The organism is Marinobacter sp. 1-3A, assembly GCF_016597775.1.
In the GTDB taxonomy this organism is placed as follows: Bacteria; Pseudomonadota; Gammaproteobacteria; order Pseudomonadales; family Oleiphilaceae; genus Marinobacter; species Marinobacter xiaoshiensis.
In genome coordinates this window covers 157,503-173,967 of the sequence record NZ_VCGZ01000007.1, presented here as the reverse complement: position 1 = coordinate 173,967, position 16,465 = coordinate 157,503, and the positions used below count along the sequence as shown (strand labels likewise).

The window sequence follows — 16,465 nt, the reverse complement described above, 5'->3', positions numbered from 1 at the left end:
CATCCGGCTACCATAATCTGCCGTTGGTTTTTTAGTATAGGCCATGACTTAGCTGTATAAATTGATATGCACCGGTTCAAACCTCCCCGTAACGCATTTTCTCTCCCATCCAGCGCCGGATCAGAGCCTGTACCAGCTGTGGGTGCCCCATGAGCCCGGGTGCCATCTCCCGCACCGGCTCAATCCAACCTTTGTCCCGTTCAAAGTCTGCCAGTCGGAACTGCATCATGCCAGTCTGACGGGTGCCAAGCACTTCCCCAGGCCCTCGTATTTCCAGGTCCTTTTCGGCAATAACAAAGCCATCCTGACTGTCTCGCAGGGCCTGCAGGCGCGCCTTGCCATTGGCTGACAGCGGAGGATGGTACATGAGCACACAGAAGCTGGCCTGCTCACCCCGCCCCACCCTGCCACGGAGCTGATGCAACTGGGCCAGGCCCAGGCGTTCCGGATTTTCAATAATGATGAGTGAGGCGTTGGGTACATCCACACCCACTTCAATCACCGTGGTGGCAACCAGTAGATCCAGCTCCCCCTGTTTGAAGCGCTCCATTACCTCGGCCTTTTCCGCCGACTTGAGCCGTCCGTGCACCAGCCCGACTTTCAGGCCCACCAGGCGCTCAGTCAGTTCTTGCGCTGTTACTTCTGCCGCTTGGCATTGCAAGGCTTCCGACTCTTCAATCAGTGTGCACACCCAGTACGCTTGACGACCGTCAGTGCAGGCGCTGCGTACGCGCTCAATCACATCGTCCCTACGGCTGTCAGGAATGACGATAGTTTCAATGGGCTTTCGGCCCGGGGGCAGTTCGTCGATCACTGAGGTATCCAGATCGGCGTAGGCACTCATGGCCAGAGTACGGGGGATGGGCGTGGCGGTCATGATCAGTTGGTGTGGTGCCAGGGTTCCGCCTACGCCTTTCTCCCGCAAGGCAAGGCGCTGGTGTACACCAAACCGATGCTGCTCATCCACAATCACCAACGCCAGGCGGTGAAACAGCACGTCATCCTGAAACAATGCATGGGTGCCGATAATTACGCTGGCAGCACCCGTATGCACGGCTTCCAGCGCCTCTTTCCGGGCTTTGCCTTTGACCTTGCCAGACAGCCAGGCCAGCTGGATGCCCATGGGCTCCAGCCAGCCTTTAAAATTCTGATAATGCTGTTCAGCCAATATCTCAGTAGGGGCCATAAGTGCCGCCTGAGCACCCGCGCCAATGGTTTGAATAGCTGCCAGCGCGGCCACCACGGTTTTACCCGAGCCCACATCCCCTTGCACCAATCGCAGCATGGGCAGCGGCTGGCTGAGATCCTGCCGAATCTCACTCATAACCTGTCGCTGAGCGCCCGTGAGCGCAAACGGCAATTCCTCAAGAAAACGCTCTGCCAGGTCGCCGGTGGGGAGCAGGGGCAGGGCTTGCCGGGCCTGAATCTGTTCACGAACCTGCAGCATACTCAACTGATGCGCCAGCAGCTCCTCCATCACCAGGCGCTGCTGTGCCGGGTGGCGCCCTTCCATCAGAAGATGAACCGGGGCACTGGCTGGGGGAGAATGCACCATCTGGACGGCTTCATTAATTCCCGGTAGCTGATAGCCCGCTAACAGCTCAGCGGGCAACCAGTCACGTATAGGGTGGCGCTGAAGGTACCCCAGAGCCTGCTGACACAAACCTCTTACTCTGGGTTGCTGTATGCCTTCGGTCAGTGGATAGACCGGCGTAAGGGTGGCCTGCTCCCCTGTAGGCATTGCCGGTGGGTTCGTTTGATACTCCGGGTGGTAAAACTCGTATCCGGCACGGCCCGGGCGCACCTCGCCGAAGCAGCGAACCCGGGCGCCTTCCGAGAGTTGGTTTTTCTGGGCGGCATTGAAGTGGAAAAACCGTAGCACCAGAAACCCGCTGCTGTCTTTCAGGGTAACCTGCAGGCTACGGCGACGCCCCATCACCAGATCTGACTTCATCACCTCGCCTTCCACAACGGCGACATCGCCTACCCTCAAGCTACCCATGGGGATAATGCGGGTACGATCTTCGTATCGATGGGGAAGGTGGAACAACAAATCCTGTAATGATGAGATTCCCAGGCGCGCAAGCTTCTCGGCAAGGGCGCTTCCTACGCCCTTGAGCTCCGTAACCGGGATGTCATCCAGTGATGCCATATCTGGGCTCAGTCTGTCGCAACAACCGGAGTGTCCTCTGTCGCCTTTTCAATCACCCGGCATTGGCCGGCTGCAAGCGAGAGAACATCAATGGCTTTGGGCCGGGGGAAGGTTACCCGCCAGGCCAGGGCCACGGTGCGGGAGGGTACAGGTGGAGCAAAAGGCCGGGTGACAAGCACATCTTTCTGGTACCGCATACCCGTCGCAGCGGAAAGCGGCAGTACGGTAATCCCCAAGCCCGAAGCAACCATGTGACGTATGGTTTCCAGAGAACTGCCTTCGGTTACCAGTGATGGAGTACCGGCATCTGCGCGGCGAGTGACTGCCTCCACCAGAGGTGGGCAAGCTTCCAGCACCTGATCCCGAAAACAATGACCAGGGCCAAGCAGGAGTAACTGTTCATCAGCCAGTTCATCACCTGTGATCTCCTTCTTGGCCGCAAGGCGGTGATCTGCTGGCAGAAGCACGACAAAAGGCTCATCGTAAAGTGGCAATGTCAGCACTTCCGCCTCTTCAAACGGTAGCGCTATGATGATGGCATCCAGTTCGGATTGGCGCAGCTTCTTGCGCAGGTTAGCGGTATAGTTTTCTTCTATATAGAGCGGCATCTCCGGTGCTGCGCGGCGCAACTCGGGCAAGAGGTGCGGAAACAGATAAGGCCCGATGGTGTATATGGCACCCACCTTGAGCGGCGAGCTCAACTGGTTTTTACCATCCTGAGCCATGTCGCGGATAACACCCACCTGATCCAGAACCCGCTGGGCCTGCTCAACAATACGCTGACCAGTTTCCGTTACGCGAATACTGCTTTTGCTTCGCTCAAACAGGGGGATTCCCAACTCCTCTTCCAGTTTTTTGACCGCAACGCTGAGTGTCGGCTGGCTAACGTGGCAACGCTCGGCTGCGCGGCCAAAATGCCTTTCGCGAGCAAGCGTAACGACGTATCGTAACTCGGTAAGAGTCATGGTGATCTCCGGTCAAAAGGATACGGGTCGAAGTTTCACTAATTTATGAGCTAGAGGATAAGGATTGATATTGTCTATGGCAATCGCTGATCGCAATAGTATGCCAGGAATTCTCATAGCCGGTTGTGGCAAGCTCGGGGGCGCCATCGCCAGCATGCTGACTGAGTCGGCGCACGTTTACGGATTACGCCGCAACCCGGCCAAGGTGCCCGAAGGCGTAACAGGTATAGGCGCCGATCTGACCCGCCCGGAAACCTTAACCGGCAAGCTGCCAGACAACCTCGAAACGGTTATCTACTGCCTGACACCATCCAGTTATGACGAGCAAGGCTATCGCGATGCCTACGTTAACGGCCTTAAAAACCTGCTGGAAGCCATTGGCAACCAGCCTCTGAAGCGCCTGTTTTTTATCAGCAGCACCAGCGTTTACGCCCAGAACGATGACAGCCTGGTTGATGAAACCAGCCCTGCCTCACCCTCCCGCGTCACAGGCCAGCAAATTCTGGCCGGAGAACAGACGGCACTGAATAGTGGTCATCCCGCTACGGTTATTCGCTTTAGCGGAATCTACGGACCATCAAGAGGTCGTTTTCTGGAGGAGGTGATTGAGGGCCGCATGAACCCGACAAAACCGGCACCGTTCAGCAATCGCATTCATGAAGATGACGCGGCAGCGGCAGTGGTCTTTCTTAACCAGCTGGCGCTTTCCGGTAAGTCTTTGGATACCTGCTATGTGGCCAGCGATTGCGAGCCGGTTCGGCTGGATGAAGTGGTCGACTGGGTTCGTCAGCAGGTACCTTGCGCCGAGCCCGTTGCTGACGCCAGGAAAGGCGGCCGGGCCGGCAGCAAGCGTTGCAACAATCAGCGGCTACTGCAAACCGGCTTTACATTTCGCTACCCTGACTTTCGTGCCGGGTATCGCGATATGATCGATAACGCTTAGGTCCAAAACGAACAAAGGCGACCCGAGGATCGCCTTTGTTCTGACTATCTTGGTTGTGCGCGCTGAATCAGCTCAGCACCATTACCGCTTCCACCTCTACAGGAACACCCTTGGGCAGTGCGGAAACTTCAACCGCCGCACGTGCGGGATAAGGCTCGGGGAAATAGGTCGCCATGATCTCGTTAACCGTGGCAAAGTTTGCCAGGTCGGTCACGTAGATGTTCACTTTAACTATGTCTTTCAGCTCACCGCCAGCGGCCTTGCATACGGCTTTCAGGTTATCGAATACCTGACGGGTCTTGGCTGAAAAATCGCCCCCGACTACTTCCATGGTTTCAGGGTCCAGCGGAATCTGACCAGAAATATAGACAGTGTCACCAGCCTTTACGGCCTGAGAATAAGGACCAATTGCTTTAGGTGCGTTTTCAGTCTGAATGATGGATTTGTTGGTCATGCCGTTTGCTTTCCTTATCGTCTAAAACACCAATCGTCGCCGTTCCATACGTGAGCTGTCAACCAGTCAGTATTTTACCCGGTTGATCGAGGTAACGGCTTTGATATTGCGAACCCGTCGCATTACGCGAGCCAGATGTTTTCGGCCGTGCACTTTTACTACAAGGCTGACGACGCTAAAGCGGGCATTCTGCTCGTCTACGTTTATTCGCTCTATATTTCCATCTGCCATGGCCACTGCGTTAGCCACCTCGGCGATCACTCCGTGCTGACGCTCCAGCTCAACCCTCAGTTCTACAGAAAACTCATCGGTGATGTCCTTGGCCCAGGTGAGATGGGTCAGGCGGAACCGCCCCTCGTTGTCTTCCGGCAGTCGGGAACAGGTGTCAGAGTGAATAACCATGCCGCTGCCTGAGCCCATCACGCCAACTACGGGGTCTCCGGGAATCGGCTTGCAGCAGTCGGCAAAGTGGACCAGCATGCCTTCGGTTCCCTGAATGGTTACCGGTACATCGCTGCCACCCTGAATATCCTTGACCTCCTCACTGGGCTCTGCGCTTTCGGCACCAAACGCAAGCTGGCGCGCAACCAGATAGGCCATTCGATTACCAAGACCAATATCGCTGATCAGTTCATCAAAACTGTTGACCTGATTGTGGTTAACAACAGCCTGCTTTTGCGCATCGTCGATATCAGACAAGCGCTTACCAAAGCCGTTGAGGGATTTTTTAAGCAGCACCCGCCCCAGCTCCATGGATTCCGCCAGCTTTTGCCCTTTCAGGGTGTGACGAATACTGCTGCGCGCCTTACCCGTGACAACGAAACTGAGCCAGGCTGGGTTCGGACGTGCCCCGGGCGCGGTGATCACCTCTACGGTTTGACCGCTTTGTAACGGTTTACTCAGAGACCCCAAGTTACGGTTGATGCGGCAAGCGACCGTGGCATTGCCGATGTCGGTATGGATGGCATAGGCAAAATCTACCGGGGTAGCCCCTCTGGGCAGCTCCATGATCTTACCCCTTGGAGTAAACACATAGATTTCATCCGGGAAGAGATCCACCTTTACGTGCTCAATAAACTCCAAAGAGTCATCGGCACGCTCACGCATCTCCATCAGGCCTTTCACCCAGCGATCCACTCGCGTCTGGTTAACGCTGGTTACGCTGGTCGGCTCGTTTTTGTACATCCAGTGAGCGGCAATACCGTCGTTGGCAATGTGCTCCATTTCCTCAGTGCGGATCTGGATTTCGATATTCACATGCATGCCGAAGAGAGTGGTATGCAATGACTGATAACCATTGGCCTTGGGCATGGCAATGTAGTCTTTGAAACGGCCCGGCATAGGTTTGTAGAGGCTGTGAACGGCTCCCAGAATTCGGTAGCAGTCATCTTCGGTATCGGTAATGATGCGGAAGGCGTATACGTCCATAATCTCGTAAAACGACTTCTGCTTGAGTTTCATCTTGTTGTAGATGCTGTTCAGGTGTTTTTCACGCCCCATTATCCGGCCCGGCAAGCCACGCTCTTCCAGCTTTTCCTGCAGCCGACCTCGTATTTCTTCAATAATCTCACGATGGCTACCGCGCGCTTTGGCTACGGCCTTGGAGATATAGCGGGAGCGCATGGGATGCAGCGCAGCGAAGCCCAGGTCTTCAAGCTCGGTGGATATGGCATGCATACCAAGGCGATTGGCGATGGGGGCGTATATATCGAGGGTTTCGGTGGCAATGCGCTGACGTTTTTCGTGGGGCATGGGGCCCAGGGTGCGCATGTTGTGCAGGCGGTCAGCCAGCTTTACCAGAATCACCCGGATATCCCTGGCCATGGCCAAGGTCATTTTCTGAAAGTTTTCTGCTTGGGCCTCTGCGCGGGAACGGAATTCTATTTGGGTCAGCTTACTGACACCATCCACCAACTCAGCAACATCCTCGCCAAATTGCTCGGCAAGGGCATCCTTGGGAATACCGGTATCTTCAATAACATCGTGGAGCATGGCCGCCATCAGGCTCTGATGGTCCAGCTTAAGGTCTGCAAGTATGTGAGCAACGGCGAGGGGATGAGTGATGTAGCGATCACCACTTTTACGCATCTGGCCCTCGTGAGCCTGCTCGGCATAATAGTAGGCCCTTCGCACCTGGTTAATGCGATTGGTATCCAGATAGGTACTGAGCTCAACCGCCAGACCTTCTACCGTAGCCTCAAGTGACACCGCGCCTCCGTAATACTCCAATTTCAAACGCCTACCAGGAGCACAAACAAAAAGACCCGAATGCATGCATTCGGGTCTTTTCTCTATCCTTCCAGCAACGATCTATAGATACACTATAAAACTGCGGAGGCAGAATTCAATGCATTCTTAATCTTCTTCAATTTCGTTCAGCAGATCACGGCTGACCAAACCTGCGGCAATTTCGCGCAGGGCGATAACCGTAGGCTTATCGTTTTCTTCCGGAACCATTGGCTCAGCACCTTTGGTAGCCAGCTGACGGGAACGCTTGGTGGCCAGCATGACCAACTGGAAGCGGTTATCAACGTGTTCGAGACAATCTTCAACAGTAACTCGTGCCATAACATCCCCGACAATAATAAAAATGACTGATTTTGCAGACCGCGTAGTTTAATGCCAACGGCACAAATTGTATACAGCAAAAGTCCCTATCAGGCCGGGCTGCTGCTTTCTCCGCAGAGTTCCGCGAGCAGTTGTTTATGCCGTGACTGCTGAGTGCCCACCTGTAAGCGCTGGCTGCGCACGATTGCCAACAAATCCGCCAACGCTTCCTTGAACTCATCATTGACAACAATGTAATCAAACTCGCCTACATGGCGACACTCTTCTCTGGCCTCAGTCAACCGCCGGGCCACAACATCTGGAGCGTCGGTTCCTCTGCCCACAAGGCGATCCCGAAGGGCTTCAGCCGAAGGCGGCACGATAAAAATACTGACGCACTCGGGAATAAGCCGGCGTACCTGAGACGCACCCTGCCAGTCGATCTCCAGAATCACGTCTCGCCCGATGGCCAGCATCTCTCTAACCCACACCTGAGACGTGCCGTAATAATTACCGAATACGTCAGCGTGTTCCAGAAAATCGCCTTGGCCAATCATGGTTTCAAACTCGGAACGGCCGACAAAATGGTAGTTAATGCCGTCCTTCTCGCCTTCACGCATGGGGCGCGTCGTATGGGATACGGACACACCCAGCTTTTGATCCGCGTGCAGCATTTCTGCTACAAGACTGGTTTTACCAGCACCCGATGGCGCAGAAATAACAAACAACGTACCCGTTTCACCGGCCTGGCTCATGACTGGACAACTCCTGGACTGGATCTGGCCGCCACTGCTGGAGGCCCGCAAAGCAAATAATTATACGACCTTTGACCAAACACCGCATCCCGGATGCCGCCACAACTGGTAATATCAAAGATATAGCAGCTAAACGACAACGTACCACTCTCAAGTTCAGCAAACGACGGAAGGCAGCATGGATAAACTTCTGATTGTCATGGACCCGGCCCACAAGCACCAGAAAGCTCTGGCCCGGGGAATCGAACTGGCTCGCGCCACAGGCGCCCATCTGGAAATCATGGCGTTCACCCATGAACATCTGGGCGCATTGCCTTCTGACCCTACTGTGCAGCAACGTGCCCGGGATGCACTGATTGAACTTCGTCAGCGCTGGCTGGACCAGATGCTGGCTCTCTCCGATTGCACTGACCTGCAAGTCACCACCCACACAGTGTGGGAGAAAAACATACATCAGTGGATAATCGAGCACTGCCATCCCAACCGCTTCAAGGCCGTGATCAAAACTGGCAGTCGCACAGAAACCTGGCGGTATACGCCCACCGACTGGCACCTGATCCGAGAATGCCCGGTACCGGTCATGCTGGTTGCAGAACAGAAATGGAACCATGCCCACCCGATTCTGGCCGCGGTAGACCTGAGTTCCACCAAGCCGGTCAAAAAAGCCCTCAACACCAAAATCATTGAGCAGGCCCGCACACTGGCAAAGGCCTTTGGGTCCGAGGTTCATCTGGTTCATGCCCTGCATATTTCCGAGGTGCTGGCAGACCTGGAGATCATCAATGTAGCCGAGCATGAGCAGCGGCGCCGAGCAGCGCTGGAGCCGACCATTACGCACCTGTGTAACACCTGGCACCTGAGCCGGGACCAGGTTCATCTGGCCGTTGGCCCGGCCCACAAGGTCATTCCCAGCGTTGCCAGCAAGTTGAAAGCCGATATGGTGGTCATTGGCACCAGCGGTAAAACCGGCCTGAAGGCTCGCGTGATTGGCAACACCGCAGAGAAGGTGCTTACTCACCTGAGAACCGACCTGCTCGCGATCAAGCCTGGGGACTCTGGCCAGTAATGCGCAGAAAATTCGACGTTACAGTAAAGCAGCCCGAAACAGCCAGCGAAGCCCTGAGTGAAGCCTCCGGGCTTCCTCGCCAACGCATAAAAGACGCCATGAACAAAGGCGCCTGCTGGTGGACTCTGAAAGGCAAGAAAGTGCGGCTGAGGCGCGCAACCAAAGAGCTGCAAGCCGGCACTCAGTTGCAGCTTTATTACGATGAGAATGTTCTGAACCGCAAACCGGAAGCGGCAATTCTGATCGAAGATAAAAGCCGTTACAGCGTCTGGTTCAAACCCCACGGGTTGTTAGCTCAAGGCTCACAATGGGGAGACCATTGCAGCCTCTTGCGCTGGGCTGAGATTGAACTGAAGCGACCTTGCTTCCTGATTCACCGGCTGGATGGCGATGCTGCCGGTCTAATGCTGATTGCCCACGATTCGAAAGCTGCAGGCGCGCTCTCCCAGTGCTTCTCCGGGCGCACCATGACCAAGCGCTACCTGGCCAGAGTGGCCGGCGTTATCAACACGCAAGACCAGCTGATCGACACACCGATTGATGGCAAAGCCGCCATCAGCCATGTGTCTACGCTAAGCACCGATGACACCGCCGAAACAAGCCTTCTGCGGGTCATCATCGAGACGGGTCGCAAACACCAGATCCGCAAGCATTTACAAGGCATTGGGCATCCGATTATTGGCGACCGTCTATATGGCAAACCCGCGCAAGTTCCCCTGCAACTACTCGCCGCCGGCCTGGAGTTTGACTGCCCCCTTAGCCGTCAGCGGTTAACACTGGAACTACCGAAAGAGCTCGCCAACCTGGCCGAATGAGCCCACTCAGTTACCTTCAAACTCCGGGGTACGACGAGCAACAAATGCCTGAACGCCGCGCATAAAGTCCTTCGACTTGGTGGTGACATTCTGCTCTTCGGCCTCAACCGCTACCGCCGAACGCCAGTCACAGCTAGCCACTTCGCGCAGCAAGCGCTTGGTTCCGGCGACAGCGAGTGGTGCAGCACCAGCCAGAGAGCTAGCCCATTCAAACACTTCTTGCTCAAGGTTTTCAGCAGGCACAGCTTTATTGGCCAGGCCATGAGTTAAACACGTATCCGCATCAAGCCGCTTTCCTTCGATGATGGCCGCCAGTGCACGGTGGCGACCCATTGCATTTAGCAGATGCCATGTGAGCCCACCATCGGGCACAAGCGCAATCGCAGCAAACGCGAGATATACACTGGCATCTTCTGCCATCATCACCAGATCACATGTCAGAGCCAGCGCAGCGCCAATACCAGCTGCCTGACCATGAACGCGAGCGATATAGAGCTTGTTGCCGTGATGAATGGTTTTCAGCAGAGGCTCGTACTCATCCAGCAGCAGATCCGATATTTGCTTGTAGTCAAAATCCTGCAAATCCTGCCCTGCAGAAAATCCCTTACCGGCTGCACCAATAATGCAAACCCGAATGGTTGGGTCTGCTTCCACTTCAGCCAGGGTCGAGGTCAGAGCCTTGCGCATCGGCGCATTCAAAGCGTTGTAGTGTTGTGGCCGGTTGAGTGTAATCGTCGCAACTTGCCCATCGCGCGACAAAAGAACTGGCGTATCACTCATCTCATTGCTCCTTCTCTGTTAAATCGTTTCTTATGTTTTCGCGCCGGCCTTCGCCAAAATCACGACTACTATTTCCGGTATACCCAGACTGCACCTCTGAGCACAAATATTCATCTGCGAAACCTTCCATCAGGAGCCGCGTTATCCTGCACATTAGGCCAAATTGAACACTAACGTTCAAAAAAAGTCAACACGGTCCAAAAAGTTTGTCTATGCTCTACTTTTATGATTAGCTGTTAACCGCCTGTGAATATTTTTGATCATGGGTGTTCACCAAAAGCCATTCCAGAAAAATGTTCGCGATGGCAGCGGAGTGCAAAGGGCCGGATGCCGGCCAGCTAGAGGGAGATATTATGAATAACAAAAGGCAGCCTTCAGTGCTGGTAATCGGGGCAGGCGCCACCGGTATTCTTGCAGGTATCAAACTGCCAGAAGCAGGAATCAGCGACGTCATCATTATTGAAAAAGCAGACCGGGTTGGCGGCACATGGCGTGAGAATACATACCCCGGCGTAGCCTGCGATATCCCCTCGCCTCATTACTGCTACTCATTCGAGCCCTGGCCCTGGTCAAGCCAGTGCGCACAAGGCGGAGAAATTCAGGAGTATCTGGAACACGTTGCGAAAAAATACAACCTACTCCCGATGATTCGCTTTGGAACGACTGTCGTTTCCACCGTTTACAATGAGACCACAGCAACCTGGACGGTGAAGACCGACAAGGGCGATGTCTTCACCGCAGATTTTGTGATTGCAGCAACGGGTATTCTTCACAAACCCAAGCGCCCTGACATTCCCGGGCTGAACAGCTTCAACGGCGAGATGTGGCACACCGCCGAGTGGCGACACGATGTGGATCTGAAAGGCAAACGTGTGGGCGTGATTGGAACAGGCTCTACCTCCCACCAAGTGGTACCCGAGCTGGTTAAGGCCGGGCACGAAACCTTTGTATTCCAGAGAACGCCGCAATGGGTGTTCCCCTTTCCAAACCTGAGCTTCCCGGAATGGATGCGCAACCGCTGGAAGGAAAAGCCCGAGCGGATGAAGCCCTGGAAGTCACTGTACAAGACATTTATTGAGCAGTTCTTCGTAAAAGCAACGACAGGGGAGCCGGTACAGCGAACGCTTCTGAACCTGTCCAGCAAAGCCTATCTTCGCCTGGGTGTTCGCAAACGCGATCTACGCGAGAAGCTCACGCCGGATTACGGCGTTGGTTGTAAACGCATGGTGGTCAACTTCACGTTCTACCCTGCGATACAGAAAGACAATGCCCACCTGATTACCGACGGCATCAAAGGTATTGAGGCGGATGGCGTGCGCCTGGTCACAGGAGAGCTGGTCCCCCTCGACGTTATCGTGCTGGCAACAGGATTCGACAACTTCGCCTATATGCGCCCGGGCAGCCTGGTAGGACGCTCTGGTCATACCATCGACGATGCATGGAAAGACGGCACCTACCCCAGCTACCACGCTGTACTCATGGAACACTTCCCCAACTACTTCCTGATGCTCGGCCCTGGCACGCCCATCGGCAACAACTCGGTGATTGGCATGGCGGAGGAACAGCTGGACTACGTGTTGCGGCTGATGGATATCTGGCGCGACGGCGATGCAGACGAGATTGAACCCACCCCGGAAGCTGTATCGGCCTTCGTTGAGTATATAAAGGCAGGGCTTGGCGAGTCTGTCTGGACGAGTGGCTGCCAGAGCTGGTATCTGGATGCGGCCGGTGTGCCTGTCGTGTTCCCCTACACCTGGAAAGAGTTTATTGCCTCCATGGCCGAGATCGACCGGCGCGAGCTGACCATGGCATGCGTCAAGCCTTGCCGGCAGGAGGTTCTCCATGCAGTTTGACTATGTGATTGTTGGCGGAGGCTCGGCCGGCTCTGTGCTCGCGGCACGATTGAGCGAGGACCCGAAAAAGCGGGTATGCCTGCTGGAAGCCGGCGGCGACGGCAAGAGCCTGCTGGTTCGCATGCCAGCGCTGACCGTGGCGATGATGCCAGGCAAGCCGGTAAAGATGAACAACTGGGCATTCACCACCGTGCCGCAACGAGGGCTGAACGGCCGCCGTGGCTACCAACCCCGTGGGCGCACGCTGGGTGGCTCCTCGGCCATCAATGCCATGGTATACACCCGCGGCAATCCCCGCGACTATGATCGCTGGGCCGAACTTGGCGCCGAAGGCTGGGATTGGAAAGGGGTACTGCCATACTTCCGCAAGTCCGAGAGCAATGAACGGGGAGGCAACGAACTCCATGGCGCTGCAGGGCCATTGCATGTTGCCGATCCTTCCAGCCCTCGCGCCATCACCAAGGACTGGATCGCCGCGGGCCAGGCGTGCCAACTGCCGCTTACAGACGACTTTAATGGCGAAACCCAGGCTGGAATCGGTTATTACCAGGTAACCCAGTTCCACGACAGTCGCAGGGGGCAACGATGCTCTGCGGCGGCGGCCTATCTCCACCCTGTGATGGACACCCGCCCCAACCTGAAGGTGATTACCGGTGCGCATGCTACCCGCGTTTTGTTCTCCGGGAACAAGGCCACTGGTGTTGAATATCGCCAAGGCGGTAAAACGCTGACCATCGTAGCAGCCAACGAAGTGATTCTGTCTGCGGGTGCATTTCAGTCGCCTCAGCTATTGATGCTGTCCGGTATCGGCCCTGCGGCACATCTACAGCAGCACGGAATCCCCGTAATTCATGATCTGCCAGCGGTAGGTCAGAACCTTCAAGACCATCCCGATGTGGTTTTGTCCTACGGGGTTAACACCACCGATGTGTTTGGTGTCGGTGTATCAGGCACCTTCCGCTTACTGGGTGGGATGCGAGAGTGGTTTTCCAGCGGTAAAGGCTTGCTGTCCACCAATTTCACAGAAGGTGGTGCATTTTTCTCAGTAGATGGAGTTCATGATGACTGGCCCAACGTTCAGCTGCACTTTGTTATCGCGCGAGTTGAGGATCACGGCCGGAAGATCAAACCTGGCTATGGAATCTCTTGCCATGCTTGCATTCTTCGGCCTGAAAGCCGAGGCCATGTTGCTCTCGCCTCCTCTGACCCGATGGCAGCACCGCTAATCGATCCCGACTTCCTGGGCGACGAGCGAGATGCACAGCTACTTTTAAAAGCGGTTCGACGCACCTTGCAGATAATGGAGTCTGAGCCGGTCGCGAGCCGAATTACGCGGACTTTCACCGCTCGCTCCACTGACAGCGACGAGGATCTGCTGGAAATGATCCGAAACCATTGCGACACCGTTTACCACCCCATTGGAACCTGCCGCATGGGCAGCGATCAGGATTCGGTTGTCGATACATCTTTGCTGGTACGAGGCGTTGAAGGTCTTCGCGTGATAGACGCTTCTGTGATGCCAACGCTAATCAGCGGCAACACAAACGCACCGACAATCATGATTGCAGAGAAGGCAGCAGCGGAATTCTTCCGCGACTGATTCAGCCTTCCTCACTGGTTAGAGAAAATAACAATGCCCTTCCAGACGTTAGATGAGCTTTACCATTTCGCCGAAAAAACCGATAGCGGGCGAGCAGCTTTCAGTGACCTGTCCGGGCGAGCACTAACCAGCCCGGATTTTGTACGCTACCTTCGGCAAATCGCCGGCGGGCTAACCGGGCTTGAGCTAAAGCCCGGCAAGGGCGTGGCCGTGCTGGGACTTAACAGCATTGAAACGCTGCAGATAATCCTGGCTGCACCCTTGGCGAACCTGGTTCCAGTCCCTCTGAATTTAAGATGGGCAGCGGCAGAAATTGCCTTTGCGCTGGATGACGCAGATGTAGCGGTGGTCGCCCTGGATGACCCCTTCTTGCCCTTGGCGGCCGAACTTGCCAAAAACAGGCCGGACTTGATCTTTGTGCATATAGGTCAGGGCGATACGCCCGCGGGTATGCAGTCGGTAAATGATTTGCGCGCCGAGCCTGTTGAGCTGAACCCTGAGCGCGACCCTGCAACCCCGGCTATTATTCTCTATACCGGCGGCACCACCGGGCGATCCAAGGGAGTGGTTCATTCCCATGCCAGCCTGGTCGCCGGTGCCATGGTCATGGCTGTAGCCGGTTTCCCTACTACTGGAAAGACCTACAGCTCCTGCTTCCCGTTCTTCCACGTTGCCGGAATCCAGCCCACACTGACCCGCCTGATCCAAAGCTCAACCCAACTGCTGATGCCCTTGTTCAGACCGGATCTGGTCGCTTCCGCAGTGCGTGACCACGGCGTACAAGAGCTGGGCCTGGCACCCACCATGATGCAAATGCTGATTACAGACCCGGAGTTCAGCTGCAAAAACTTCGCCGGCCTGGAGCGGTTGATGTATGGCTCTTCGCCAATTTCCGCCGGGCTTCTGGCAGGCCTCAAAGGCACCTTCCCTGGCGTCACCTATACCCAGGCCTATGGCATGACGGAAGCCGGGATAACCATATTTCTGGGGCCCCAATTCCACAGCGGCGAGCTTGAACGTATCGACGGCGCAGGCCAACCCGGAGCGCCGGGCGTACTGATCCTTATCGAGGATGATAATGGTGCCGCCCTGCCCCAGGGCCAGGTCGGTGAAATCGTGGTTTATGGGCCGACCGTGATGTCCGGATACCGCAACCGCCCCTCGGAAACCGATGCCGCACTGCGTAATGGCGGCTACCGAACGGGCGATCTCGGCATGCTTGATGACATGGGCGTTCTCTATGTACGCGACCGGTTAAAAGACATGATTATTACCGGTGGCGAAAACGTCTATTCCTCGGAGGTTGAAAGCGCCATATCAACACTGCCCGGTGTTGCCATGGTGGCCGTGGTCGGTTTGCCGGACGAGAAATGGGGTGAAAGAGTTCATGCCGTTATCGTCCCTAAAGAAAGCCACACACCCACACTGGAAGAGGTCAACGGCTATCTGAAAGACCGGATTGCCGGCTACAAACACCCTCGAAGCCTGTCGCTGGTGAAGGAGCTGCCACTCTCACCCATGAACAAGGTGCTAAAGCACGAGCTCCGCGCCCAACTTACCGGAGATTGATCATGGCGAAGGGTATTTCAAAGCGGCAACGGTTCTGGACACTATTCCAACACCTGTTCGAAAAGCCTCTGATTGGCGCCGTTCGCTCACAACCGCTATTACGCCGCGTGGCGGGGTTGCACGCCTGGATGTGCTACCCCCGCCCCATGGATGTTCGCTTGCAAAAAGGCGAAGTGGGTGGGGTTCCGGGGCGCTGGTGTGACCTTGGCACCCCCGCAGTCACGCCTGACTCCAAAAAAGTGCTGTTATGGCTTCATGGTGGCGCCTTTACCGTAGGTGGCGTAGGCTCCCACGGTGCTTGGGCGGCCACAGTTGCCGCTGCCGGTGGAGCCCGTGCGTTCCTGGCGGACTATCGGCTCGCCCCGGAACACCCATTCCCAGCAGCCCCCGACGATGCCGAAGCGGTTTATCGTGGGCTGCTTGCCGAAGGCTACCAGCCTTCCGATATCGCCATTGCCGGGGACAGCGCCGGGGGCGCGCTCGCATTTGCCCTGCTGGCCCGTATTCGCGCCGCCGGGCTGCCCGATCCAGCCGCTATGGTAGCCGTCTCCCCCTGGTTTGACCTGTCGCTTTCAGGAGAGTCTGTGCGCACCAACAAGCGCAGCGAAGCCATGGTGCCGGAAAGCTGGCTGCGGCGAACAGCACAACTCTATGCCGACGGCCAGCCGCTTGATAACCCAGCGGTGTCGCCCCTGTTTGCAGAATGGGACCGCCCGCCCCCACCCACCATGCTGCTCACCGGCGAAGACGAACTCCTGCGTGATGACACTGAACGCATGGCCAAGGCGCTTTCAGCTGCAGGCGGTCAGGTAGAAGTGTTGCGCCAGGCCGGGGCGGGTCATATCTGGCCAGTCCGTATGCACCTGACGCCCGAAGCCAGCTACGCCAACAACCAAATGGCCGCCTTCCTGCGGCGTTCATTCTGGCCCGAAACTTTCCAGCTTCATCTCGCTGAGGAGCGCTGAT

Annotated in this window: 14 protein-coding genes; 7 read left to right on the top strand and 7 right to left on the bottom strand. The window is 56.0% G+C overall.

Annotated elements, in window-relative coordinates:
- Positions 1-76 precede the first annotated feature (76 nt).
- Both recG and FE848_RS12730 read right to left on the bottom strand, forming a co-directional pair.
- Positions 77-2,152: an ATP-dependent DNA helicase RecG gene (gene recG, locus FE848_RS12735; RefSeq protein ID WP_200203538.1), complete on the bottom strand. Its 2,076-nt coding sequence runs from the start codon at positions 2,150-2,152 to the stop codon at positions 77-79.
- 8 nt (positions 2,153-2,160) lie between these two features.
- The gene (locus FE848_RS12730) at positions 2,161-3,117 is read right to left on the bottom strand and encodes a hydrogen peroxide-inducible genes activator (protein WP_200203536.1); all 957 of its coding nucleotides are present in this window, start codon (positions 3,115-3,117) and stop codon (positions 2,161-2,163) included.
- A 76-nt stretch (positions 3,118-3,193) separates the two neighbouring features.
- On the opposite strand from FE848_RS12730, the gene FE848_RS12725 reads away from it, so the two are divergent.
- A complete protein-coding gene (locus tag FE848_RS12725; RefSeq protein WP_200203534.1) occupies positions 3,194-4,060 on the top strand; it encodes an NAD-dependent epimerase/dehydratase family protein in 867 nt (288 codons plus the stop codon).
- 67 nt (positions 4,061-4,127) lie between these two features.
- On the opposite strand, the gene FE848_RS12720 is transcribed toward FE848_RS12725, so the two are convergent.
- The 4 genes from FE848_RS12720 to gmk form a co-directional block, all read right to left on the bottom strand.
- Positions 4,128-4,514 carry a RidA family protein gene (locus FE848_RS12720; protein ID WP_200203532.1) on the bottom strand — a complete coding sequence of 129 codons (387 nt, stop codon included), beginning with the start codon at positions 4,512-4,514 and terminating at the stop codon, positions 4,128-4,130.
- Positions 4,515-4,580: 66 nt separating this feature from the next.
- A complete protein-coding gene (locus FE848_RS12715; RefSeq protein WP_320159517.1) occupies positions 4,581-6,722 on the bottom strand; it encodes a RelA/SpoT family protein in 2,142 nt (713 codons plus the stop codon).
- 147 nt (positions 6,723-6,869) lie between these two features.
- On the bottom strand, positions 6,870-7,082 hold the full coding sequence (rpoZ, locus tag FE848_RS12710; protein ID WP_200203528.1) for a DNA-directed RNA polymerase subunit omega: 213 nt from the start codon (positions 7,080-7,082) through the stop codon (positions 6,870-6,872).
- A gap of 89 nt (positions 7,083-7,171) precedes the next feature.
- Entirely contained in the window at positions 7,172-7,816 is a 645-nt protein-coding gene (gene gmk / locus FE848_RS12705) for a guanylate kinase (RefSeq protein ID WP_200203526.1), read from the bottom strand.
- A gap of 178 nt (positions 7,817-7,994) precedes the next feature.
- On the opposite strand from gmk, the gene FE848_RS12700 reads away from it, so the two are divergent.
- Both FE848_RS12700 and FE848_RS12695 read left to right on the top strand, forming a co-directional pair.
- Positions 7,995-8,882, top strand: coding sequence for a universal stress protein (locus FE848_RS12700; RefSeq protein WP_200203523.1), 888 nt, complete (start codon positions 7,995-7,997; stop codon positions 8,880-8,882).
- Positions 8,882-9,697: an RluA family pseudouridine synthase gene (locus FE848_RS12695; protein ID WP_200203521.1), complete on the top strand. Its 816-nt coding sequence runs from the start codon at positions 8,882-8,884 to the stop codon at positions 9,695-9,697. Before FE848_RS12700 ends, FE848_RS12695 begins: the two co-directional genes overlap by 1 nt.
- A gap of 6 nt (positions 9,698-9,703) precedes the next feature.
- On the opposite strand, the gene FE848_RS12690 is transcribed toward FE848_RS12695, so the two are convergent.
- Positions 9,704-10,477 (bottom strand): enoyl-CoA hydratase/isomerase family protein, encoded by a 774-nt coding sequence (locus FE848_RS12690; RefSeq protein ID WP_200203519.1) that lies wholly within the window; start codon positions 10,475-10,477, stop codon positions 9,704-9,706.
- Between the two features lie 353 nt (positions 10,478-10,830).
- On the opposite strand from FE848_RS12690, the gene FE848_RS12685 reads away from it, so the two are divergent.
- From FE848_RS12685 to FE848_RS12670, 4 genes are read left to right on the top strand one after another with little or no spacing between them, the layout of a single operon-like run.
- Positions 10,831-12,330, top strand: coding sequence for a flavin-containing monooxygenase (locus FE848_RS12685; protein ID WP_227715323.1), 1,500 nt, complete (start codon positions 10,831-10,833; stop codon positions 12,328-12,330).
- A complete protein-coding gene (locus tag FE848_RS12680; RefSeq protein WP_200203517.1) occupies positions 12,320-13,930 on the top strand; it encodes a GMC family oxidoreductase in 1,611 nt (536 codons plus the stop codon). The genes FE848_RS12685 and FE848_RS12680 overlap by 11 nt, the downstream gene beginning before the upstream one ends.
- Positions 13,931-13,963: 33 nt before the next feature.
- Positions 13,964-15,499 carry an AMP-binding protein gene (locus FE848_RS12675; protein ID WP_200203515.1) on the top strand — a complete coding sequence of 512 codons (1,536 nt, stop codon included), beginning with the start codon at positions 13,964-13,966 and terminating at the stop codon, positions 15,497-15,499.
- Positions 15,500-15,501: 2 nt separating this feature from the next.
- Positions 15,502-16,464 carry an alpha/beta hydrolase gene (locus tag FE848_RS12670; RefSeq protein WP_200203512.1) on the top strand — a complete coding sequence of 321 codons (963 nt, stop codon included), beginning with the start codon at positions 15,502-15,504 and terminating at the stop codon, positions 16,462-16,464.
- The last annotated feature ends 1 nt before the right edge of the window (position 16,465 follow it).